The sequence below is a fragment of the Streptomyces sp. NPDC054887 genome, from assembly GCF_053610585.1.
Genome location: NZ_JBSGYQ010000027.1, coordinates 51,585 through 74,091, shown reverse-complemented (window position 1 = coordinate 74,091; position 22,507 = coordinate 51,585). Strand labels below are relative to the sequence as shown.

Sequence of the window (22,507 nt, the reverse complement as noted above, 5' to 3'; positions counted from 1 at the left end):
CCCCTGAGCTGTACGTACGCTCCGCACCCGCCCCGGGGCCGCCGCCCGCCCGCACGTCGTCAACCGTGACGGGCCCGCGCTCCAACCCGCCGCCTGTGCGGTGGCAACCGCCGGTTCCGTCACCTTCCGGGGGCGACGGCCTTCCCCGGCCCCGACGCGCGCCCCGCACCGTACAAACTCCGCAGACAGGCGTCCATACTGGACGGGCCGGGGAGGGCGCAGCGGAGTGACGGGGGCGACAGCGGGAGATGGCGGACACCAGGCTGATCCAGGGCCGGTACCGGCTGCTCGACCAGATCGGGCGCGGGGGCATGGGAGAGGTGTGGCGTGCCCACGATGAGTCGCTGGGGCGGAAGGTCGCCGTCAAATGCCTCAAGCCGGTGGGCCCCCAGCACGACCCGTCGTTCACCGGAGTGCTGCGCGAACGCTTCCGCAGGGAGGCCCGCGTCGCGGCCGCCCTCCAGCACCGCGGCGTCACCGTCGTCCACGACTTCGGCGAGCACGACGGCGTCCTCTACCTCGTGATGGAACTGCTCGACGGGCGCAACCTCAGCCAGCTCCTGGAGGACAACAAGGCGCACCCGCTGGACGTCTCCGACGTCGTCGACATCGCGGAGCAGGTCGCCTGGGCCCTCGCGTACACCCATGAACAGGGCATCGTCCACCGCGACCTCAAACCGGCCAACATCATGCGGCTCACCGACGGCACGGTGAAGATCTGCGACTTCGGCATCGCGCGCCTGGGCCACGACATCGGGTTCACCTCCCGGCTCACCGGCACCGGAATCGCCATGGGCACCCCGCACTACATGTCGCCCGAGCAGATCAGCGGCGTGGAGGTCGACCACCGCAGCGACCTCTACTCGCTGGGCTGCGTCCTGTACGAGATCGCCACCGGCGTGCCGCCGTTCGACCTCGACGACGCCTGGGCGGTGCTCGTCGGCCACCGCGACACCCGGCCGGAGCCGCCGCGCACCCACCGGCCGGAGCTTCCCGCGTTCTTCGACCGTGCCGTGCTCGACCTGCTCGCCAAGACCCCCGAGGAGCGGCCGGCCGACGCCAGGGAACTGGCGCACCGGCTGACCGCAGGCCGCTCGTCCGGCCCCGTCGCCGCACTCGGCCCGCTGCCGCGGCCCGAGCAGCCGCCGTCCCGCGCGCCCCGGCTGCCCTCCTGGACGCGCGGCATGACCACCGGTCACAAGGCGAGCGGCACCCGGGCGCTTCCGCAGAGCCTGCCGGACCACTCCGCGGGGCTGACGGGTGAGTGGACCACCGGGACGGGCGTGCGAGCGCCCGCCGCCCTTCCCGCCGCGCGCCGGCCGGAGCGTCCCACACCGACGCCCGAGGCGCTGGCCGTCCTCAACAGCAGGCACAACGCCGGACTCAGCCTCGGCCGGCTCGGCCGCTGGGACGAGGCCGGGGAGGTGCACCGGGCCGTCGCCGCCGAGCGCGAACACACCCTGGGCCCCGACCACCCCGACACCCTCGCCAGCCACTACGAGGTCGGGTTCACGCTCAGCAGGACCGGACGCGCCGCCGACGCCCTGCGCGAGTTCAACCGGGTCGCGGAGGGACGCGAGCGCACCATGGGCCCCGACCACCCCGAGACCCTCGCCGCGCGCCAGGAGACGGCGTACGTCCTCGGGCAGCTCGGCAGGCACTTCGAGGCGCACCAGGTGTACGCCGCGGTCCTCGCCTCCCGGGAACGCACGATGGGGGCCGACCACCCGGACACGCTGCGGTGCCGGCACAACCTGGCGTTCAACCTGAGCAGGCTCGGGCGCCTGGAGGACTCGTACCGCATGGCTCACGAGGTGGCGGCGGCCCGCGCCCGGGTGCTCGGCGCGACGCACCCCGACACGCTCGTCACGCGGTACGAGGTCGCGTACGCGCTCGGACAGCTGGGGCGCTGGACGGAGGCCCTCCAGACGTACCGCGAGGTGGCCCAGGCCCGCGCGCAGGCGCTCGGGGCCGATCACCCGGACACGCTGGCCGCACGCTACGAGGTGGGCATCAGCCTGGGGCGGCTGGGGCGCAGCGCCGAGGCGCTGGAGCTCTACCGGGCGCTCGTCGACGACCGCACCCGGGCGCAGGGACCGGACGATCCGGAGACGCTGCGCGCGCGGCACGGCCTCGGCGTCAACCTCGGCCGCCTCGCCCGGTGGGAGGAGGCGCTGGCGGAGGCCCGCGACGTGTGCGCGATCCGCGAACGCGTCCTGGGCGCCGACCACCCCGACACGCTCGTCAGCCGCCGTGAGGTCGCCGTCGGCCTCGGCTGGCTCGGCCGGTGGTCCGACGCGCTCGCCGTCTACCGGCAGGTCGCCGAGGCCCGCGAACGCGTCCTGGGCGCCGACCATCCCGACGCCCTCGCCAGCCGCAACGACGAGGCCCACTGCCTGGAGCAACTCGGGCGCGGCGCGGAGGCCGTCGAACTGTACCGGCGGGTGGCCGCGCTGCGGCAGCGGCGCGGCGCGGAGAACCTGTGACCCGTTCCGGGGTACGTACGGATACGCCGGCACAGCCACCGAGCCCTCAGCGACAGGAGTGCGCACGCCATGCCCGTACAGGACAGCTATGACGCGGTGATCGTCGGCGGCGGACACAACGGCCTCGTCGCCGCCGCTTATCTGGCGCGCGCGGGGCGTTCGGTCCTCGTGCTGGAACGCCTCGGCCGCACCGGCGGCGCGGCGGTGTCCACGCGCCCCTTCGCCGGAGTCGACGCCCGGCTCTCCCGCTACTCGTACCTGGTGTCGCTGCTGCCCCGGCGGATCGTCCGCGACCTGGGGCTGGACTTCGCCGTGCGCAAGCGCACCGTCTCGTCGTACACGCCGAGCGGGCACGGCGGCCTGCTGGTCGGCGGCGGCGCGGAACGCACCAGGGAGTCGTTCGCCCGGCTCACGGGCGGCGACACGGAGTTCGCGTCCTGGCAGTCCTTCTACGGCGTCATGCGCCAGGTGGCCGAGCGTGTCTTCCCGACGCTCACCGAGCCGCTCCCCACCCGCGAGGCGCTGCGGGCGCGCGTCGGTGACGAGGCGGCGTGGCGGATGCTCTTCGAGGAGCCGATCGGCGTCGCGATCGAGAAGTACTTCGCGCACGATCTCGTACGGGGTGTCGTCCTCACGGACGCCCTCATCGGCACGTTCGCCGACGCGCACGATCCCACGCTGCTGCAGAACCGCTGTTTCCTCTACCACGTGATCGGCGGCGGAACGGGTGACTGGGACGTTCCCGTGGGCGGCATGGGGGCGCTCACCGACGCGCTCGCGGACGCGGCTCGGGCCGCGGGGGCCGAGATCGTCACCGGCCACGAGGCGACCCGCCTCGACACGGACGGGAGCCGCGCCGAGGTGACGTTCCGCGGCGACACGGGGGAGGGCACTGTGGCCGCCCGGCACGTTCTCGTGAACGCCTCGCCCGACGTACTCGCGTCGCTCCTGGGGGACACGTCGTCCGCTCCCGGGGCCGCCGCCGGACCGACTGAAGGGGCGCAGCTCAAAGTCAACATGCTGCTGCGCAGGCTGCCGCGTCTGCGCGACCGTTCCGTGGAAGCGAAGGAAGCGTTCTCGGGAACGTTCCACGTGGCGGAGGGGTACGGCCAACTGGCGGCCGCGTACGGAGAGGCCGCGGCGGGGCGACTGCCGAGCGCTCCGCCCTCCGAGATCTACTGCCATTCGCTGACGGACCCTTCGATCCTCGGCCCCGAGCTCGCCGCGCAGGGCTACCAGACCCTCACGCTCTTCGGCCTGCACACCCCTGCCCGTCTCTTCGCGCACGACAACGAAGGGGTCCGCGCCGACCTCCTGGCGGCCACCCTCGCGCAACTCGACGCGTACCTCGAAGAGCCGCTCGCCGACTGTCTCGCCCTCGATGAGAACGGCCGCCCCTGCATCGAGGCGAAAACCCCGCTCGACCTCGAAAGGGAACTGCGGCTGCCCGGCGGCAACATCTTCCACCGCCCACTCGCCTTCCCGTACGCCGACGAACCGTACGCCGACGGGCCGGAAGCGGCCGGCCGGTGGGGCGTCCGGACGGCGCACGCCAACGTCCTGCTCTGCGGGGCGGGCGCCGTCCGCGGCGGCGGGGTGAGCGGCATCCCCGGCCACAACGCGGCCATGGCGGTTCTCGGCCGCTGAGGACGGCTGTGAACGGCTGAGGACAGGGATGCCGGGGTGCCGCGCGCGCCGGAGGGAGTGCCGGAGTGCCGCGCGCCGGAGGGGCGGAACTGCTGAAGGAGCCGTGGCACAGGCGCGCTCGGACACCCCTGTGCTCCGTCCCGCTCAGTCCGCTCAGTCCTCCGAAGCGACCCAGCCGTGCGCCTCGACGCGGGCCGCGTCCTCGGGCCTCGCCTCGTCGAACAGGACGCGACGGCCGTCGCCGACCCGCAGCCCGTCGACGTACGCCCCGCGCCCCACGTACAGCGCGTCGGTCCGGTAGCGCCAGCGCAGCCGCACCTCCTTGCCGCGCCAGGCCGCGAGGTCCGCGTCCAGCCGGTGCCACACGCGCCCCGACCACCCGCTGACGGCCCCCGCCGGATGCGCCTGCGGTTCCTGCCCCTTGCGTACGGTCGTGAACGGGACCGCCTGCCAGGTGGCGCCCGCGTCCGCCGACGCTTCGAGGAAGAGCCGGTCGGAACCCGGCTCGGTGTCCCACCACAGCGAGCAGCGCAGGTGCGGGCGCCGCGAGGCGGGGTCGAGGGCCACGCCGGGCAGCGTGAGCGTGGCCGTGGTGGCCGAGGCCGTGCCGGAGAACCAGGCGGTGCGGCCTCGGCGCGGACGTACCGCGACGGCGCGGGCCAGGTGGTTGGCCGCGGCCACGCGCGGGGCGCTGCCCGAGCGGCGGCTGCGCACCGGGTGGACCGAGTTGCCCAGCAGTACGAGGAACGAGTCGGTGGACGGGTCGAGAACCAGGCTGGTGCCGGTGAACCCGGTGTGGCCGGCCGTCCTCGGCGTGGCCATGGCGCCCATGTACCAGTGCTGGTAGAGCTCGAAGCCGAGGCCGTGCTCGTCACCGGGGAACGCCGTGTTGAAGTCGGTGAACATCAGCTCCACCGACTCGCGGCGCAGGATGCGCGCCCGCCCGTACGCGCCGCCGTTGAGGAGCGTACGGGCGAGAATCGCGAGGTCCCACGCGGTGGAGAAGACGCCGGCGTGACCGGCGACACCACCGAACCCGTACGCGTTCTCGTCGTGCACCTCGCCCCACACCATGCCCCGGTCGAGGCCCGACCAGGGCGGCCTGGCGTCCTCCGTGGCGGCGATCTTCGGCTTCCAGGAGGGCGGCGGGTTGAAACGCGTGCGGTGCATCCCGAGCGGAGCGGTGATCTCGTCGTGGAGCAGTGCGTCCAGAGTGCGACCGGTGATCTCTTCGAGCACCAGCTGGAGGGAGATCAGGTTCAGGTCCGAGTAGAGGTACTTGGTGCCCGGAGGGCTGGCCGGCGCCTCGTTCCACAGCAGCCGCAGTTTCCCCTCCCATGTCGGCTCCTTGTACAGCGGGATCCACGCCCGGAACCCCGACGTGTGCGTGAGCAGCTGGCGTACGGTCATCTCCTGCTTGCCCGCGCCGCCGAAATCGGGCAGATACGCGGCGACCTTCGCCTCCAGCTCCAGGGCGCCTCGCTCGATCTGCTGCACGGCCAGCATCGAGGTGAAGAGCTTGGAGACCGACGCCAGGTCGAAGACCGTGTCCTCGGCCATCGCGATCTGCTGGTCCGCCGGGAACTCCACCGCCGTGTCGGTCTTCTCGTCGTACGCCGCGTACCGCACAGCCGATCCGATCGCCCGGTGCAGCGCCACCGTTGCGCCCCGTCCGGCGAGCAGCACCGCGCCCGCGTACCACGGGTACTTGGGGGAGGGGCCGAGGTAGCGCTCGGCGTCGGTGACGAGCTGGTTCAGAGGGCCGGGGAGGAGCCCGGCGCGTTCGGGCGAACCGCGGCGCAGCGTCGGACGGCCACCGCCCGGCGCGGTCGCCGCTGTGCCCGCCCGCCCGGTCGCTGCGCCCGCCCGCCCGGCCGCCGACGGCGCGAGCACCAGGGCGCCGCCCAGTGCCACGATGCCGCCCAGACTGCGCCGGCTGATGCCTCTGCCCGCTGCCGCTCCCACGTCCTCCGCACCGTCGGTCACGAGCCACCCCTTGTGAATGTGAAAGTAACTTCCGCCACAAGCTCAACAGATGAAACTTTCTTGCAGGGGCGAGGAGGTGTCAACCACCGGGCGGAGGCCAAGAAACCTGACGCTGCATCAGGAAATCTCTTCCCTCGTCCGCCCCGCTGCGGCATCCTGCCGCCCATGGAGACGGAGCTGAGCAAGAAACTGGGTGTCGAGCACGCCATCTTCGGCTTCACACCCTTCCCCGCGGTGGCCGCCGCCATCACCCGGGCGGGCGGGTTCGGCGTACTCGGCGCCGTCCGCTACACCGCGCCCGGCGAACTCGCCCGCGACCTCGACTGGATGGCGGAACACACCGACGGCAAGCCGTACGGCCTGGACGTCGTCATGCCCGCCAGGAAGGTCGAGGGCGTGACCGAGGCCGACGTCGAGGCGATGATCCCCGAGGGGCACCGCAGGTACGTCGAGGAGACCCTCGCCAAACACGGCGTGCCCGAACTCGCCGAGGGGGAGGCGTCGGGGTGGCGGATCACCGGCTGGATGGAGGAGGTGGCCCGCAGCCAGCTCGACGTCGCGTTCGACTACCCGGTCAAGCTGCTCGCCAACGCCCTCGGCTCGCCGCCCGCCGACGTCGTCGCCCGCGCCCACGACCACGGCGTCCTCGTCGCCGCCCTCGCCGGCAGCGCCCGGCACGCCAGGCACCACGCCGAGGCGGGCATCGACGTCGTGGTCGCCCAGGGCTACGAGGCCGGCGGCCACACGGGCGAGATCGCGTCCATGGTGCTCGTGCCGGAAGTGGTCGAGGCCGTGCACCCCCTGCCCGTCCTGGCGGCCGGAGGCATCGGCAGCGGCGAACAGATAGCCGCCGGTCTGGCCCTCGGCGCCCAGGGCGCCTGGCTCGGTTCCATCTGGCTGACCACCGAGGAGGCCGACCTCCACTCGCGCGCCCTCACCGCCAAACTCCTCGCCGCCGGGTCCGGCGACACCGTCCGCTCCCGCGCCCTGACCGGCAAACCCGCCCGCCAGCTGCGCACCGAGTGGACCGACGCCTGGGACGACCCGAGCGGACCCGGCCCCCTGCCCATGCCGCTCCAGGGGCTCCTCGTGGCCGAAGCCGTCTCCCGTATCCAGAAGTACGAGGTCGGGCCGCTGCTCGGCACTCCCGTCGGCCAGATCGTCGGCCGTATGACGTCCGAACGCAGCGTCCAGGCCGTCTTCGACGACCTCACGCGCGGATTCGAGCGTGCCGTGGACCGTGTCGTCCGTATCGCCGGAAGGGGCGACCGGTCATGACCGCGACCCAGCCGCCCAACGGCTTCTGGGCCCAGGCGACGGCGGACCCCGCCCGTACGGTTCTCACCGCACCGGACGGCGAGCGGTGGACGGCGGGGCGGCTGCACGGCGACGCCAACCGGCTGGTCCACGGACTGCGCGCGGCCGGCCTGCGCGAGGGCGACGCGTTCGCCGTCGTCCTGCCCAACGGCGCCGAGTTCCTTACCGCCTACCTGGCCGCCTCCCAGGCCGGCTTCTACCTCGTCCCCGTCAACCACCATCTCGTGGGCCCCGAGATCGCCTGGATCGTCGCCGACTCCGGTGCCAAGGTGGTCGTCGCGCACGAGCGCTTCGCCGACGCCGCCACCCACGCGGCCGACGAAGCGGGGCTTCCCGGGAACCGCCGCTACGCCGTCGGGAACGTTCCCGGGTTCCGCCCGTACGCCGAACTGCTCACAGGACAGCCCGAGTCACCGCCTGCCGACCGCACCCTCGGCTGGGTCATGAACTACACCTCGGGAACGACCGGACGCCCGCGCGGCATCCGCCGCCCGCTGTCCGGCAGGCTCCCCGAGGAGTCCTACCTCGGCGGCTTCCTCGGCATCTTCGGCATCCGCCCCTTCGACGACAACGTCCACCTCGTCTGCTCACCGCTGTACCACACCGCCGTGCTCCAGTTCGCCGGCGCGGCCCTGCACATCGGCCATCCGCTCGTCCTCATGGACAAGTGGACGCCGGAGGAGATGCTGCGCCTGATCGACCGGTACGCGTGCACGCACACCCACATGGTGCCCACGCAGTTCCACCGGCTGCTCGCCCTTCCCGAGAACGTCCGCGCGCGGTACGACGTGTCCTCGATGCGCCACGCCGTCCACGGCGCCGCGCCCTGCCCCGACCACGTCAAGCGGGCGATGATCGACTGGTGGGGCCACTGCGTGGAGGAGTACTACGCGGCCAGCGAGGGCGGCGGCGCCTTCGCCACCGCCGAGGACTGGCTGAAGAAGCCCGGCACCGTCGGCAGGGCCTGGCCCATCAGCGAACTCGCCGTCTTCGACGACGAGGGCAACCGCCTGCCGCCCGGCGAACTCGGCACGGTCTACATGAAGATGAGCACCGGCGGCTTCAGCTACCACAAGGACGAGAGCAAGACGAGGAAGAACCGCATCGGCGACTTCTTCACCGTCGGGGACCTCGGCGTGCTCGACGAGGACGGCTACCTCTTCCTGCGCGACCGGAAGATCGACATGATCATCTCCGGTGGCGTCAACATCTACCCCGCCGAGATCGAGGCGGCCCTCCTGAGCCACCCGGCCGTCGCGGACGCCGCCGCCTTCGGCATCCCGCACGCGGACTGGGGCGAGGAGGTCAAGGCCGTCGTCGAACCCGCCGAGGGCCACGCCCCCGGCGACGCGCTCGCCGCCGCCGTCCTCGCGCACTGCGAGCGGCACCTGGCCGCCTTCAAGCGGCCGAGGAGCGTCGACTTCGTCGAGACGATGCCCCGCGACCCGAACGGCAAGCTCTACAAGCGCCGTCTGCGCGAGCCGTACTGGGAGGGCCACGAGCGCGCCCTGTGACGCACTTTCCGGACGCCCCCCACGGGCACGACGGGGACCTCACCGCACGGTGAGGTCCCCGTCGTCATCAGGCCGCGCCACGCCGAGGCGTCAGCGTTCGCGCACCCGCTCCACCCGCAGGTCTGGCGAGGCGAGGATGTCCTTCTCGCAGAACCGCGACCGCACCCAGCGCTCCCCCGAGTACAGCCGGGTCTGGTCGCTGTAGTGCGGCGACGAGGGGTTCGACGACTGGGCGTACGTCAGCAGGGTGCGAGCCACCGGGCAGCGTCCGCCGTCCCAGCCCACCGCCTGGATGTGACTGGAGCCGGTCGTCACCCGCGTGTAGCCGCCGCCCGCCGGATCCCACACGGGCTCGATCTTGTTCCAGATGCCGAGCGACTCCGTGCCGCCGTGCAGCGGCAGGCGCTCGCCGCCGCGTACGGCGAACTGGTGCTCGCCCAGCCGCGCGTCCAGCTCGATGCCCGCCGCCCTCAGCTCCGCCACCGCGCCGGTGAGGGCGGTCGCGAACCCGGGAGCGGCCGTGTTGAGGGTGTGCGGCGTACGCACCGGATCGGCGGGGGAGAACGGCACCTTCCACAGCTCCCCTGCGGGCACCGACCCCGCCAGCCTGCGCCAGAACCGGTCGAAGAGCAGCGCACCGGCGCTGTCGGTGTTCACCGTGCGGTCCCACCGCCCCAGCGCCTCGCACGCCTCCTCCAGACCGTCGCCGGGCCGTTCGGCGGCCAGCGCCGTGCACGCCTTCGCCGCGTCGGCCGCCGCCAGGTCACCGGCGGGCGCCCGGTTGGCGAACTGCTGGCGTTGCAGGTCGTCGACCGTCAGCCGGCCCTTCCGCGCCATGGCCGACACGTCCTCCACCGCGCCGCGCGTGCGCAGCGAGCGGGGCGTGGCCACCGTGCCGAAGATCCGCTCGTACCCCGTCAGCGGCCGGTCGGCATTGGTCAGCCAGGCGCTGTCGTTGGAGTTCTCGGCGTACGGCGCGTCCTTGAGCACGGGCATCCTCGACGGGCCGAAGATCCCCGGCTGCACCGCGTCCTCGTCCGAGCCGAGCGCGCAGTCGGCGCGCGACCCGTCCAGTACGGCGATCCCGGACGCCGGGTACGTCGCCTTCCCGAGCGGCGTCGAGCAGCGCCCCGCCAGCTCGTCGGTGATCCGGGGCAGGACCTGCGACTGACTGAAGAACGAGTGGCCGGCGGAGTCCGCCGCGACGGTGTTGACCCACGGCAGGCCCTGGACGCGGCGCAGGGTGGTGTGGATGTCCCGCGTGGAGCGGGCCTTGGCGAACCCCAGGGCGGTGTCGGAGCCCCGCAGGTTGGCGGCGTTCGGGTCGTTCAGGGCGTACGCCGTCGTCGCCGACCAGGGCAGGGGCAGGGACGGGCCGAGCGCGGTGACGACCGGCCCGTAGCGGGTCCACCACTGGGTCCGGGTGGCCGGCGGGCCGCCCTTGACCGGTACGGACACCGTCCGCTTGGTCATGCGCTCCGGCCTGCCGTCCACGAGGTACGCCGTCGGGTCGGCCGGGTCCAGCGTCAGCTGGTGCAGGTTGAGCGTGACGCCGGTCGCCACCGTGTGGCTCCAGGCCACCCTGTCGTTGAAGCCGATGCCGACGATGGTCGTGCCCAGCAACGACGCGCCGGAGACGTTGAGTTCACCCGGGATGGTCTGCTGCGACTGCCAGAACCGCCGGCCCCCCTGCCAGGGGTAGTGCGGATTGCCCAGCAGCAGTCCGCGCCCGTTGGCGGTGGTCTTCCCGCTGAACGCCACCGCGTTGGACCCCATCTCGGCGCCGTCCGAGGCGAACAGCTCGCGCGCCGCCACCGCCGCCCGCCGGGGGTCGGCCCCTGCGACGGGCGCGGAGCCCGGCGGCGTCGCGGCGGTGATGCCGTCCGCCGCGCGGCCCTGGCCGCCCAGCACGGAGATCGCGAAGCCGCGCCGGGCCACGTCCAGCGGTGTCACCTTGCGCACCCAGTCGGCGCCCGCGCAGGCCGGATCGGTGACACGGTTCTGTTCGAGCCAGGCGTTGTACCCGGCGGCCCAGCCGCGCATCGACTCCTTGATCTGCCGGCTGGGGCCGGCGGGGGCGGGCGTGGCCAGCAGCTTCTCGACGGTGCCCGCCTCCCGTACCCCGGTGAAGTACAGGTCGCTCGACAGGTTCCTGGTGGCGGACGACAGCGAGCCGTCGGGCGACGCGTCCGGGCCGAAGTGGCGCGAGCGCTCGCCGCGCACGGTCACGAAGCCGTCGGCGAGGGTGCACACCTGGTCGGCCGCCTGGGCCCAGCCGGTGCCGAAGCCGAGGTTCGCGTAGTCCTTGGCCACGATGTGCGGGACGCCGTACTCCGTGTAGCGGATCACGGCGGACAGTCCGCCGGACGACGGGTGCCGGTCGCCGGAGCCGCTGTCACTGGCCCCTGCCGTGGCCGGCGGCAGCGCGACCGCGGCCGTCATCAGGGCTGTGGAGGTGAGCGCGAGGCGTCTCAGGCGGGTGCGGAAGTGCAACGTGCCTCCCAAAGCGACTGTGGTGCACTGGAGTTGCGCGGTGATTGGTCCATGCACGCAGCCCGGCGCGCTCATGTCAACATCCCGTTCGGTATCCAGTCGCGACCCTGCCGCTCGGGCGCTCCGCGGAGCGTTCAGCTCTTGCGCAGGTCCTCGATCCGCCGGAGCTTGCCCACCGACCGTTCCAGCGTTCCCGGGTCGACGATCTCGACCCCCGCCGAGATCCCCACGCCCTCCTTGACGGCGGTCGCGATCGACGCCGCGGCGGCGGTCCGCTGGTCTCCGGTGGCCCCGGGCCGTGCCTCAGCCCGTACGGTCAGCCCGTCCATGCGGCCCTCGCGGGTCAGCCGCAGCTGGAAGTGCGGGGCGACGCCGGCCGTCCGCAGCACGATCTCCTCGATCTGGGTGGGGAAGAGGTTCACACCGCGCACCACGACCATGTCGTCGCTGCGGCCGGTGACCTTCTCCATCCGCCGGAAGCCCGGACGTGCCGTTCCCGGGAGCAGCCGGGTGAGGTCCCGGGTGCGGTAGCGCACCACCGGCATGGCCTCCTTGGTGAGCGAGGTGAACACCAGCTCCCCGTGCTCACCGTCCGGCAGCACCTCACCGGTCACGGGATCGACCACTTCCGGATAGAAGTGGTCCTCCCAGATGTGCAGCCCGTCCTTCGTCTCGACGCACTCCTGCGCGACGCCGGGACCGACGACCTCGGAGAGCCCGTATATGTCGACGGCGTCGATCGCGAACCGTTCCTCGATCTCGCGCCGCATCTCCTCGGTCCACGGCTCGGCGCCGAAGATGCCCACCTTGAGGGAGGTCGTACGGGGATCCACGCCCTGGCGTTCGAACTCGTCGAGCAGCGTCAGCATGTAGGACGGCGTCACCATGACGACCTCCGGGCGGAAGTCCTGGATGAGCCGCACCTGGCGCGCGGTCATGCCGCCCGACGCGGGAACGACGGTGCAGCCGAGGCGCTCCGCCCCGTAGTGCGCGCCCAGCCCACCGGTGAACAGGCCGTACCCGTACGCCACATGCACCGTGTCCCCGGGCCTGCCGCCCGCCGCGCGGATCGAACGGGCCACCACGTCGGCCCACATGTCCAGATCGCGCTCCGTGTAGCCGACCACCGTGGGGCGGCCCGTCGTGCCGCTGGAGGCGTGGACGCGGCGGACGGCGGAACGGGGCACGGCGAACATGCCGAAGGGGTAGTTGTCGCGCAGGTCGCTCTTGGCGGTGAAGGGGAAGCGGGCGAGGTCGGCGAGCGACCGGCAGTCCTCCGGACTCAGACCGGCCTCGTCGAAGGACCGCCGGTAGAACGGGACGTTCTCGTACGCGTGCCGCAGAGTCGCCCGCAGCCGCTCCAGTTGCAGCGCGCCGAGCTCCTCGCGTCCGAGCTTCTCCGCCGCGTCCAGCAGAACCGTCATCTGTGACTCTCCCGCACCGACCGGCCGACCGGTCATTCGGTTGTTCTTCCGGGGGTCAGTAATCCAGGGCGCCGGCCGGGCGTCAAGGGAAAGGAATTGGCCTGTCGGCCCGCTCCTTGCGAGGATCTCGCGCATGAGGGCCACGAGGACGTTCACCGCGTACGACGGAACCACGCTCGCCCACCACCTCGTGGGCGCGGGGGAGCCGGTGCTGTGCCTGCCCGGCGGCGCCATGCGCGCCTCCGCCTACCTCGGCGACCTGGGAGGACTCTCCGCGCACCGGCAGCTCGTCCTGCTCGACCTGCGCGGCACGGGTGACAGCGCCGTCCCGGACGACCCGGCCACGTACCGCTGCGAGCGCCTCGTCGACGACGTCGAGGCGCTGCGCGAGCACCTCGGTCTGGAGCGCGTGGACGTGCTGGCCCATTCGGCGGCCGGCAGCCTCGGCATGCTGTACGCCGCCGCCCACCCCGACCGCGTCCGCCGCCTGGCCCTCGTCACCCCGACCGCGTGGGCGGCGGGGGTGGCGGTGACGGCCGAGGACCGGCTCTCCGCGGCGCGGCTGCGCGAGGGCGAGCCGTGGTTCGAGGAGGCGTACCCCGCACTGGACGCGCAATTGCGCGGCGTCGAAACGGACGGCTCCGCCTACCCGTTCTTCTACGGCCGCTGGGACGCCGCCGCCCAGGCCCACGCCGCGGAGAGCCCGCGGCAGCTGAACCGGGCGGCGGCGCAGGTGTTCGCCACGCAGAGCTCCTTCGACCCGCCGGCGACCCGCGCCGCGCTCGCCGCCTTCGACGCGCCCGTCCTGGTGCTCGCCGGGGAGCGCGACGGCGTGCCCACCCCCGGGCGCGCCGCCGAGATCGCGGCGCTCTTCCCCGCCGCGGAGTCCGCCGTACAGCCCGGCGGCGGTCACTTCCCGTGGCTCGACGACCCCGGCTGGTTCGTCCGCACGGTCGGCGCGTTCTTCGACGCCGGGCTGCGGAGCGTACGGGCGAACGGCGTCAGGATCGCGTACCGCGCCTGGGGCGACCCCGCCGCGCCTCCGGTCGTGCTGCTGCACGGCAGGTCGGGGCGGAGCGCCGACTGGACGCACGTCGCCGAGCGGCTGGCCGCCACCCGCCGGGTGTACGCACCGGATCTGCGCGGGCACGGAATGAGCGACTGGCCGGGCGACTACACGTACGCCGCGATGCGCGACGACGTACGGGGGTTCCTCGACGCCCTCGGGATCGACCGGGCCGACCTCGTCGGGCACTCCATGGGCGGCATGGCGGCGTTGCTGGTCGCCCAGGCGTATCCGGAGCGGGTCGGACGGCTCGTGCTGGAGGACCCGCCCACGCCGTTTCCGGCGCAGCCGCGGCGTCCGGTTCCCTCCCGTACGGACGAGCGGCTCGACTTCGACTGGGACGTCGTGCCGGCGACCGACGCGCAGTACAACGATCCGGATCCGGCCTGGGCCGCCCGGCTGCCGGAGGTCACGGCTCCGACGCTCGTGGTGGCGGGTGGCCCCTCCAGCCATCTGCCGCAGGACAGGCTCGCGCGGATGGCGGAGCTGATTCCCGGCTGCCGCCTGGTGACCGTGGACGCGGGCCATCTGGTCCATCGGGACGCGCCCGAGGAGTTCCTGGCGGAGCTCAGGGCCGCGGGTTGTTACTGACGTACTGTCTAGCAATGCGGCGTACCGGCTGGTAATAATCATGCTGCTGCTGCTGCTGCCGGACGGAACCGGACCGGACCGCCGGCCACGGCGGTGCCCCGAGCTCCGGTTCGCCCTTCACGGCGCCGGAACCGCCCGACGCCGTGGGGCCGTGGCCGCTCGCTCAGACCGTCCGGAACCGCTCGAATCGCTCGAACCGCCCAGGAGGCCCCCGTGACCGCCACCGACCGTTCCGCGCGTCTGCTCGTGGGGCTGCTCGCCGCGGCGGGCGCCGCGCACATGGTGGCGCCCAAGCCCTTCGACGCGATGGTCCCCGGGGCGCTGCCGGGCAGCCCGCGCACCTGGACGCAGGCAAGCGGCGTCGCCGAACTCCTGCTGGCGGCCGGCGTCGCCGTGCCCCGCACGCGGCGCGTGAGCGCTGTCGCCGCCGCCTGCTTCTTCGCGGGCGTGTTCCCGGCCAACGTGAAGATGGCGTACGACTGGCGTCACCGGCCCGTCCCGCTCAGGTCCCTCGCCTACGCGCGGCTCCCGCTCCAGATTCCGCTCGTCCTGTGGGCGGCCAGGGTCGGGCGCGACGCCGCCCGTTGACCGGCCGGCGCGTTTCGTCACCCGCACGGTCGACGGCAGGTGTCGTCAACGGCGGCGCGTACGCGTGGTTTTGCGCCAGCCGAAGGGGCCGGGCAGGTCCATCGAGGTGGTACGGCGGCCGGTGCTGCTGGTGGTGCGGCGGGGGCCGTTGCGGCCGCCGGTGGTGACGGACCAGGAGCGGCGGTTGATGTTCAGCCGCACCCCCGGGAGGATCCGGAAGCTCTTGCGGAATGTGATCGCCATGGTCGACGCCCTTCTCGGGGTGGGATCCGATGCTGTACGCATTGCCCGTCCGGCCCGCACCATGCGCCCTGGGCCGCGTCACCTGCCCGGCCCGCGCGTCAGCCCGCCGTCGCGAGCCCGTGACCGCCCGCGCCGACCCCACAGTCCTTCGGTTCTTTGCGGGCCAGCAGGTGGACCTCCTGGAACTGCCGCCGGTCGGTGGGCTGTGGCGCGCGCACCATCCGGGCCACCTCGGCCAGCCCGGCCTCGCGCAGCAGCGTGGCGAGGTGATCGGGCGACCACCGGTAGGCCGGCGCGACCGTGTGGTCGAAGACCTGTGTCGGGTGGGACGGGCCGTCGCTCGCCCAGAAGCCGACCAGCAGGTGACCGCCGGGAGCGAGCACACGGTGGAACTCCGCGAGTACGACGGGGAGTTCGGGCGGCGGAACGTGGATGACGGACCAGCGCGAGAGTACGCCGCCCAGCACGCCGTCCGCGATGTCCAACGCGGCCATCGAGCCCACGTCGAACCGCAGGCCCGGACACTGCTGCCGCGCCAGCTCGATCATCGCGGGAGAGGCGTCGACGCCGAACGCCGCCAGCCCCAGCTCGTGCAGATGAGCGGTGACATGCCCCGGCCCGCACCCCAGGTCCGCGACCCGGCCGCCCCCGCCCGCCCCGACGGCCTCGGCGAAGGCGCCCAGCATCGCGCGGTCCAGGGGACTGTCGCGCAGCGAGTCGCGGAACAGCCGCGCGTACGTGGGCGCGACGGCGTCGTAGGCGTCGCGGGTGGCAGTGAGGGCGTCGTGTTCGGCCATGCGGGCGACAGTACTTCGCGGTGCCGCGCACCGACATCCGGCTTCAGTGCGGTCGGAATTCGCAGGCCGGGAACGAGGACCGGCTCGGGGTGCCATACCCGGGCGAGGAGTCGTCCCGAGCGAGGTGACCGCAGAGCAGGCACGTCGAAAATCTGGTCGACGGCGCCGGAAGGGCCACTAGGATCCGTGGGTGACGACGCCGACGGACGAACCTCTTCTCCCGCGTCTGGTGCTGCTGGCGGAGCGAGTGACTTCGGACCGGCCGGCCGACGAGCGGGACGTGGCCGAACTCGCCCGGACGCTGCCCCGGTTCACGGCACGGTCGCCGGAAGCGGCACTGGTCCTGGCCCGGCTGTACGAGCGCCTCGGGCCACGGCTGGGCGACTGGCGCCCGCCGTCGTGGCGCGGGGACGAGCTGCCGGTGACCGTGCGGATCGCCCTTCTGCGCGCCGAACTGCTCAACGAACCGGCGCTCCTCGACCGGGAACCGCCGGGCGAACTCCTCTACCAGGCCGTACGCGGCACGGACATCACGCGCGCCCACCGGCCCGCGCTCCTCGTGGCGGAGCTCGCGGGCAGCGGCGACGCCGTGCTCCAGGCCGAGGCGCTGCGGCTGGCCCGTCAGGGACTGCACGCCGGGCTGCTGGCCCCCGCGCTCGTCCGTGAACACCTCGTCGGCCTGCTCGGCGCGGCCGGCGCCGGCGTCGTGGCCGGCGCGCTCGCCGAACTGGCCCGGCCGTGGTCGGCGCTGCACCCTCTGCCGCCGGGGCGCCTGTTCCCCTTGCTCGCCGCGGACGCGGTGGCCGCGCACCCCGAGGTGGCCGACGCGGCGCTCGCGGCGGCGGCCCGCCACGGGAACCGGGACGCGCTGCTCCGGGCCGTCGAGGACCCGCGACTGCCGCCGCTGCCACGCCGCCGCGCGCTGGAACTCCTCGGCGACGTGGCGGAGCGCGGCGACATCGCCGGACTGACGGCCCTCGCCGCGCAGGACCCCCTGCTGCTCGGCGGACCGGCCGTGACCTGCCTGCGCGGCCTCCACCGACGCGGGCACTTCCCGGACGAGCGGGCCGTCCCGTCCGTCGTCGCCCTGGCATTGGCCGACCACACGATCGCGCCCGGCGAGATCGCGACGGTCCTTTTCACCTGCCGCCAGGCCGTGTTCCGGCTGCTGACGCGGGCCCCCGCCGACGACCCGGCCTGGCCCCGGCGGCTCGCCCTGCTGGTGGCCCTGGCCGGCCAGGGGCCGGGCGACCTGCCGATCGGAGAGGCGATCACGCGGCTCCTCCCGCTGTCTCCCGCGCCCGGCCCCTTCCTGGACGCCATCCGTCAACTCCGCCACACGGAGGCCGAGGAGGCCGTACTCGCCCTGCTGCCGACAGCCCCCACGGCCGCCCTGGACGCCCTGGAGGCCATGGGCGGCGACCGTACGGCGGCAGCTCTCGCCGAAGGGCTCGGCCTGGCGCGGGACGCGGCACCGGACGACGCCCCGAACGTCGTCGCGCCCCACCTGCGGGCCGTACGCGGCCGGGCTCTCGAACTGCTCTGGCACCTGACCCACGAGCCCGGACCACGGCAGCGCCTCCTCGCCCGTCTCGACCCAGCCGGGCTGCCGCCCCGCGTCGCCACCGACCTGGGCGCGCCCGACGCGCGCGAACTCGCGCTCCTCGGCTCCCACCTGGATCCCGCGGAGCCCGTGGAGGCGCTGTGCGGGCTGGCGGCCCACGGCGGCCCCGGCACCCTGCCGCTCCTGGCCGATCTGCTGCTCGCGGTCGTACGCGACCTGGCCGCGTCCCGGCTGCCGGACCGGGCGCCCGTGCGTCCCGGCGGCTCACGGGGCGCCGACGAGTCCGCCGGTGAGCCTGCCGTACCCCAGGAAGCGGTGGACGCGCTGTCCGCGCTGGGCCGCCGTCTGCACGCACGCGGAAAGATCCGCCCGTCCTGCCTGCTCGACACGCCGCACACGCACGAGGCCGGACACGCGCTCGTCGCCGCCCTCGCCCTCGATCTCCTCGACCGGCCGGGGCTGACCGGCGGCGAGCAGTCGGTGCTGCTCGACCTGCTGCTCAGGGCCCCCAGCGCGCGCACCCGCCCCCGCGTCCACCGGTTGCTGCGCTCCCGCGACCGGCACGTGCGCAAGCGCGTCATCGCGCTCCTCGCCCAGGAGGCGTCGGGCGACGGCGCGCAGGCCCTTTCGGCGAGCCTGATCACCCTGACCAGGGCCCAGGACGTCCAGACCGTACGGCAGTCCCTCCTCGCCCTGGGGAACGCCCGGGCCGCCTGGGCCTGCGCCGCCGTAGCGGCCTGCCTCGGCCACCCGAACATGAACGTCAAGAAGACCGCCGCCGACGCCCTCGCCACGGCCGGCACCCCCGCCGCCGTGCCGGCGCTGCTCGACCTGCTCGGACGCCACGACAACCCGGGACTGCGCACCGCGCTCGTCCGGGCGCTGCGCGCCGTCCTCGGCGACGCCTGCCCGGCGACCGTCCTCGCCGCCGCCGAACGCGCCGCCGACCGCCGCACCCGTGAACTGCTCCTCGCGGCGCTCGACGGACTGCTGCCGGCCCGCTCGGTACTGGCCCTGGACGACCAGGCATCCCCGGCGGCCCCCGCGTTGCTCGCCCTGCTCGCGTCCGGACGGGTGACTCTCGCCTCCGGAACGCTCGCGGACCTCGCGGAACCGCTGGCCCGGTACGGCCTCGGCGCGCACACCGTACGGGCGGCGGACGCGGCCACGGCGGAGAGCGACGGCGACGTCAGGTCGCTGCTGACGGAGGGCTGGGACGCCACGACCGCCCTGCGCGTCACCGAGCGGCAGGAGCCGCCGTCCGCCGACCGGCTGCGCGAACTGCGGCCCCTGCTCACCGACTGGCTCCGTCTGGCCGGCTCCGCGCACACCCCCGCACAGCGCACTCGCGTACTGCGGCTCGTACTCGACCTGTGCCCGGCGCCGTTGACCGCAGGGGAACGCGCGGCGTTCGCCCGGCACGTCCGGGTACTGCTCGACGGACTCGCCGACGCCCCCGGCGTAACCGGCGACGGGGATCGGCAGGGCCCGGGGAACGGCATCGGGAACCGCCTCGTCGCGCTGCTCGAAGCGATCGCCCCCGACCTGCCCGCCGCGGTGGGGCTCGCGGTGGCGGACGCGGTACGGGCACTGCCCGCTTCGGCCGCGGGAGGCCGGTCCACCCTGCCGCTGCTGCGGCACTGCGGTGCGGTGCTGGTCCGCGCCGATCTCGACCGTGCACTGGCCGCCGTCCGGCTCGGCGCCGACCCGTGGCGGGCCGGGACGGCCGTACTGCGTGACGCCTTCACCGCACCGGGGCCGTGCGGGGACGGCGGGGACGTCGGGGCGGGGACCGGGGCGGGGGCGGCCTGGCGGGCCGCGCTGCGGGGCGCCGTGCGTACGACCGGCGCCCTGGAGGCGTTCCGCCGCCGCGCGGGGGACGACGCCCCGGGTTCGCGGGAGCGGCTGGGCGCGCTGATCGACGCCTACGCGTCCGCCGCCCCCGAGGTCCGTTCCGCGCTCCTCGACTGGATGACGTCCCTTCAGCCCCTGGACGCACCGCCCTGGACCGTCGCGGAGACGGCCGGCGCCCCGGCCCCGGCGCCGCGCCGGATACGCGTCGACGACCTCGACCAGCCGCGTTCGGCCGCACAGCGCGCACGCCTGCTGGACACGCTGGAGAACGGTGCCGCCGACCGCCGCGACGCCGCCGCCCTGACGCTCTCGCGGTGGCCCGAGCCCGAGGTGGCCCGCCGCGTGCTGCTCGCCCACCTCCGGGGCCGCGCCGTTCTGCCGGACACCGCCGTGCCGGCCGGGGCGCTGGACGCCATGAGTGAGACGGAGCTGCGTTCCGACGGCATCCTGCCGGACCGCGTCCTCGTCACCCTCCGGCGCGCCGACGACCCGGAGAGCGGCCACCGGCTCCTCCCCCTGCTCCTCGAATGGTGGGAGCACGGCCCGCCCGCCCTGCGCGCGGACGCGCGGTCGGCCCTGCTGCGCATACCGGCGGACACGCTCGCCGCGCCCCTGGCCGACCGACTCGACACCGGCGCCCGCGGGCTCATGGACCTCCTCCAGGGGCGTCCACTGCTGCGCACTCCGGCCCTGACACGGATCCGGCAGCGACTGCGTGCCGAAGGCCACGACGACCTGGCCGACGGGCTGCGCCTGGTCGACGGCCCCCTGCGGGGCGCGGACGCGCTACAGCGCGACGCCGCCGCCGTGGCCGAGTTGCGCGCACGCGCGCGGACACCGCGCGAAGCTCCCGAACGGCCGTCCCGCTCCGAGCTGCTGAGGACGGCCGGTACGGGCACCCCGGAACAGATCCGCCGCGCCCTCACCCGCCTGGCCGAGGAGCACACCGGCCCGCACCCGGACGACGACCCCGGACTGCGGTCCCTGCTCGCCGCGTTGCTGAAGCACCCCAGGCCGGCGGTCCGCCTGCACGCCCACCGGACCGCGCGGGCGATGCTCGACCGGCCGGCGTACCTCCACCACACGGCGGTCCTGCTGGACGATCCCCAGCCCGACGTGGTGCGCCTGGCGGTCCGCACGCTCTGCCACGCGGGCTTCGAACCCGCTGTCCCCGCCGTGACCGCGCTGCTCGACCACCCGCACCCGGTCGTCCGCGGGGCCGCGCGGGAGGGGCTGCTCCTGATGCCCGGACCCGCGACCGCCGCCCTCAGACACGCAACCGGCCACGCCCGCCCCGACAAACGCCACCTCTACGCGGATGTCCTCGACCTGATCCGCACCTCGTCCGACGGAAACCCCGGCTAGCGGAGCGGTCCGCGGCGGCCGCCGCTCACTCCTCCGCCCGCACCGGCCCCGTCGCGAGGACGGTGGCGACGGTGTCGGCCTCGGTCGCCGGCTTGTCCTCCCGGTAGCGCACCACGCGCGCGAACCGCAGGGTGACGCCCTCCGGGTAGCGGGTGGACCGCTGGAGCCCGTCGTACGCGATCTCGACGACCAGCTCCGGACGTACGGTCACCACATGGCCGTTGTCACCGGTCGCCAGTTCCCCCAGCCGCTGCGTCTGCCAGTCGAGCATCACGTCGGTGAGGCCCTTGAACGTCTTGCCCAGCATGGCGAACGTGCCGTCGGGCCGCCTGGCCCCGAGGTGGAGGTTGGACAGCTTGCCGGTCCGCCGGCCGTGGCCCCACTCGGCGGCCAGTACCACCAGGTCGAGCGTGTGCACGGGCTTCACCTTCAGCCAGGACGCGCCGCGCCGCCCCGCCTGGTACGCCGCGTCCAGCGCCTTGAGCACCACCCCTTCGTGACCGCGCTCCAGCGTCCGCGCGAGGAACTCCTCCGCCGCGGGCGTCCCGTCCGGGCCGTCCACCACCGTCCGGCGGACGCGCATCGGCTCGGGCACCAGCCGTCCCAGCCGCTCGTACCTCTCCCGGTACGGCAGGTCGACCAGGACCTCGCCGTCGAGCGCCAGTACGTCGAAGAAGACGGGGGACAGCGGCAGTGCCTCGCGCGCCGCCGCCACGTCGAGGCGGGAACCGACGCGGCCCGCGATGTCCTGGAACGGCAGCGGCCTGCCGTCCGGCCCGAACGCGACGACCTCGCCGTCGACGACGTAGCTGTCCCCGGCCAACTCGGCCGCCACCTCGGTCAGTTCGGGCACCCGGTGCGTGATGTCGTCCAGGGTGCGCGTGAAGACCCGTACCCGCTCGCCCTCGCGGTGCACCTGTACGCGGATGCCGTCCAGCTTCTCCTCGACCGCGCACGCCCCCAGCTTGCCGACCGCCGCGCCGACGTTCTGCCCCGGCTGCGCCAGCATCGGCGGGACGGCCCGGCCGACCTCCAGCCTGAACCGCGCCAGCGCCCCGGGCCCCTCGGCCAGCAGCGCCCGTCCGACCTCGACCAGCGAGCCGCTCAGCATCACCGCCCGCCGCACCTCGGCCGCCGGCACCGCCGCCGCGGCGGCCAGGCCCTCCGCCGCGAGGGCGTCCAGCGCGCCCTGCCGCACCTCGCCGGTGAGCAGGCCGAACAGGAACCGCTGCTCCTCCTCCGTCGCCGCCCCCAGCAGCTCCCGCACCAGCCGGGCGCGCTCCGCCTGCGCACCGGCCCCGGACACCCCGGCGAACGCCGTCAGCGTCGCGTCCACGTCACGCACCGTCAGCGTGGGCCCTTCGGCGGGAGGGACGGGTTCCCGCAGCACGCTCCAACCGGTCCCGATGCGACCCTGCGGAAGCCGGCCGGCGAGATACGGGATCACGATCGGTACGTCGTCGGGGCCGGCGCTGCGGAAGAGCTCCGCCAGCAGCGCGGTCTTGCGGGAGCGCGCGGACGTCGAGGCGATCTCCCGGGACGCCCGGGCGAGTGTGGCCAGCAGCATGCCCC

At 74.2% G+C, this 22,507-nt stretch carries 13 protein-coding genes; 7 read left to right on the top strand and 6 right to left on the bottom strand.

The window, feature by feature from the left end; all coding sequences use genetic code 11:
• The first annotated feature begins 248 nt into the window (after positions 1-248).
• Together ACWGH0_RS17470 and ACWGH0_RS17465 are read left to right on the top strand one after the other, a co-directional pair.
• The gene (locus ACWGH0_RS17470) at positions 249-2,486 is read left to right on the top strand and encodes a tetratricopeptide repeat protein (RefSeq protein WP_453405023.1); all 2,238 of its coding nucleotides are present in this window, start codon (positions 249-251) and stop codon (positions 2,484-2,486) included.
• A gap of 69 nt (positions 2,487-2,555) precedes the next feature.
• Complete coding sequence (locus ACWGH0_RS17465; RefSeq protein WP_453405022.1) at positions 2,556-4,133, top strand: phytoene desaturase family protein; 1,578 nt, start codon at positions 2,556-2,558, stop codon at positions 4,131-4,133.
• 153 nt (positions 4,134-4,286) lie between these two features.
• Here the strand turns inward: ACWGH0_RS17465 and ACWGH0_RS17460 are convergent, their stop codons facing one another.
• A complete protein-coding gene (locus ACWGH0_RS17460) occupies positions 4,287-6,119 on the bottom strand; it encodes a serine hydrolase (RefSeq protein ID WP_453405021.1) in 1,833 nt (610 codons plus the stop codon).
• 165 nt (positions 6,120-6,284) lie between these two features.
• Here ACWGH0_RS17460 and ACWGH0_RS17455 point away from each other — a divergent pair, with 165 nt between their 5' ends.
• Together ACWGH0_RS17455 and ACWGH0_RS17450 are read left to right on the top strand one after the other, a co-directional pair.
• The gene (locus ACWGH0_RS17455) at positions 6,285-7,397 is read left to right on the top strand and encodes an NAD(P)H-dependent flavin oxidoreductase (RefSeq protein ID WP_453405020.1); all 1,113 of its coding nucleotides are present in this window, start codon (positions 6,285-6,287) and stop codon (positions 7,395-7,397) included.
• Positions 7,394-8,950 carry an acyl-CoA synthetase gene (locus ACWGH0_RS17450; RefSeq protein WP_453405019.1) on the top strand — a complete coding sequence of 519 codons (1,557 nt, stop codon included), beginning with the start codon at positions 7,394-7,396 and terminating at the stop codon, positions 8,948-8,950. The genes ACWGH0_RS17455 and ACWGH0_RS17450 overlap by 4 nt, the downstream gene beginning before the upstream one ends.
• Before the next feature lie 90 nt (positions 8,951-9,040).
• Here ACWGH0_RS17450 and ACWGH0_RS17445 read toward each other — a convergent pair whose 3' ends face one another.
• A complete protein-coding gene (locus tag ACWGH0_RS17445) occupies positions 9,041-11,443 on the bottom strand; it encodes a penicillin acylase family protein (protein ID WP_453405018.1) in 2,403 nt (800 codons plus the stop codon).
• 134 nt (positions 11,444-11,577) lie between these two features.
• The gene (gene paaK, locus ACWGH0_RS17440; protein ID WP_453405017.1) at positions 11,578-12,867 is read right to left on the bottom strand and encodes a phenylacetate--CoA ligase PaaK; all 1,290 of its coding nucleotides are present in this window, start codon (positions 12,865-12,867) and stop codon (positions 11,578-11,580) included.
• A 133-nt stretch (positions 12,868-13,000) separates the two neighbouring features.
• On the opposite strand from paaK, the gene ACWGH0_RS17435 reads away from it, so the two are divergent.
• The gene (locus tag ACWGH0_RS17435; protein WP_453405016.1) at positions 13,001-14,524 is read left to right on the top strand and encodes an alpha/beta fold hydrolase; all 1,524 of its coding nucleotides are present in this window, start codon (positions 13,001-13,003) and stop codon (positions 14,522-14,524) included.
• A 213-nt stretch (positions 14,525-14,737) separates the two neighbouring features.
• Entirely contained in the window at positions 14,738-15,112 is a 375-nt protein-coding gene (locus tag ACWGH0_RS17430) for a DoxX family protein (protein ID WP_453405015.1), read from the top strand.
• Positions 15,113-15,157: 45 nt separating this feature from the next.
• On the opposite strand, the gene ACWGH0_RS17425 is transcribed toward ACWGH0_RS17430, so the two are convergent.
• Together ACWGH0_RS17425 and ACWGH0_RS17420 are read right to left on the bottom strand one after the other, a co-directional pair.
• Positions 15,158-15,355, bottom strand: a complete 198-nt coding sequence (locus ACWGH0_RS17425) for a DUF4236 domain-containing protein (RefSeq protein WP_453405014.1) — start codon at positions 15,353-15,355, stop codon at positions 15,158-15,160.
• 98 nt (positions 15,356-15,453) lie between these two features.
• Positions 15,454-16,152, bottom strand: a complete 699-nt coding sequence (locus ACWGH0_RS17420) for a class I SAM-dependent methyltransferase (RefSeq protein ID WP_453405013.1) — start codon at positions 16,150-16,152, stop codon at positions 15,454-15,456.
• Between the two features lie 190 nt (positions 16,153-16,342).
• Between ACWGH0_RS17420 and ACWGH0_RS17415 the strand changes: the two genes are divergently transcribed.
• The gene (locus ACWGH0_RS17415; protein WP_453405012.1) at positions 16,343-20,935 is read left to right on the top strand and encodes a HEAT repeat domain-containing protein; all 4,593 of its coding nucleotides are present in this window, start codon (positions 16,343-16,345) and stop codon (positions 20,933-20,935) included.
• A 25-nt stretch (positions 20,936-20,960) separates the two neighbouring features.
• On the opposite strand, the gene ACWGH0_RS17410 is transcribed toward ACWGH0_RS17415, so the two are convergent.
• Positions 20,961-22,502 carry an ATP-dependent DNA ligase gene (locus ACWGH0_RS17410; protein ID WP_453405011.1) on the bottom strand — a complete coding sequence of 514 codons (1,542 nt, stop codon included), beginning with the start codon at positions 22,500-22,502 and terminating at the stop codon, positions 20,961-20,963.
• Between the last annotated feature and the right edge of the window lie 5 nt (positions 22,503-22,507).

Excerpts from the sequence above, each read along its gene's own strand:
- ACWGH0_RS17420 (WP_453405013.1), bottom strand. The coding sequence starts at position 16,152 with ATGGCCGAACACGACGCCCTCACTGCCACCCGCGACGCCTACGACGCC.
- ACWGH0_RS17425 (WP_453405014.1), bottom strand. The coding sequence starts at position 15,355 with ATGGCGATCACATTCCGCAAGAGCTTCCGGATCCTCCCGGGGGTGCGG.
- ACWGH0_RS17455 (WP_453405020.1), top strand. The coding sequence starts at position 6,285 with ATGGAGACGGAGCTGAGCAAGAAACTGGGTGTCGAGCACGCCATCTTC.
- ACWGH0_RS17435 (WP_453405016.1), top strand. The coding sequence starts at position 13,001 with ATGAGGGCCACGAGGACGTTCACCGCGTACGACGGAACCACGCTCGCC.
- ACWGH0_RS17450 (WP_453405019.1), top strand. The coding sequence starts at position 7,394 with ATGACCGCGACCCAGCCGCCCAACGGCTTCTGGGCCCAGGCGACGGCG.
- ACWGH0_RS17465 (WP_453405022.1), top strand. The coding sequence starts at position 2,556 with ATGCCCGTACAGGACAGCTATGACGCGGTGATCGTCGGCGGCGGACAC.
- ACWGH0_RS17410 (WP_453405011.1), bottom strand. The coding sequence starts at position 22,502 with ATGCTGCTGGCCACACTCGCCCGGGCGTCCCGGGAGATCGCCTCGACG.
- ACWGH0_RS17470 (WP_453405023.1), top strand. The coding sequence starts at position 249 with ATGGCGGACACCAGGCTGATCCAGGGCCGGTACCGGCTGCTCGACCAG.
- paaK (WP_453405017.1), bottom strand. The coding sequence starts at position 12,867 with ATGACGGTTCTGCTGGACGCGGCGGAGAAGCTCGGACGCGAGGAGCTC.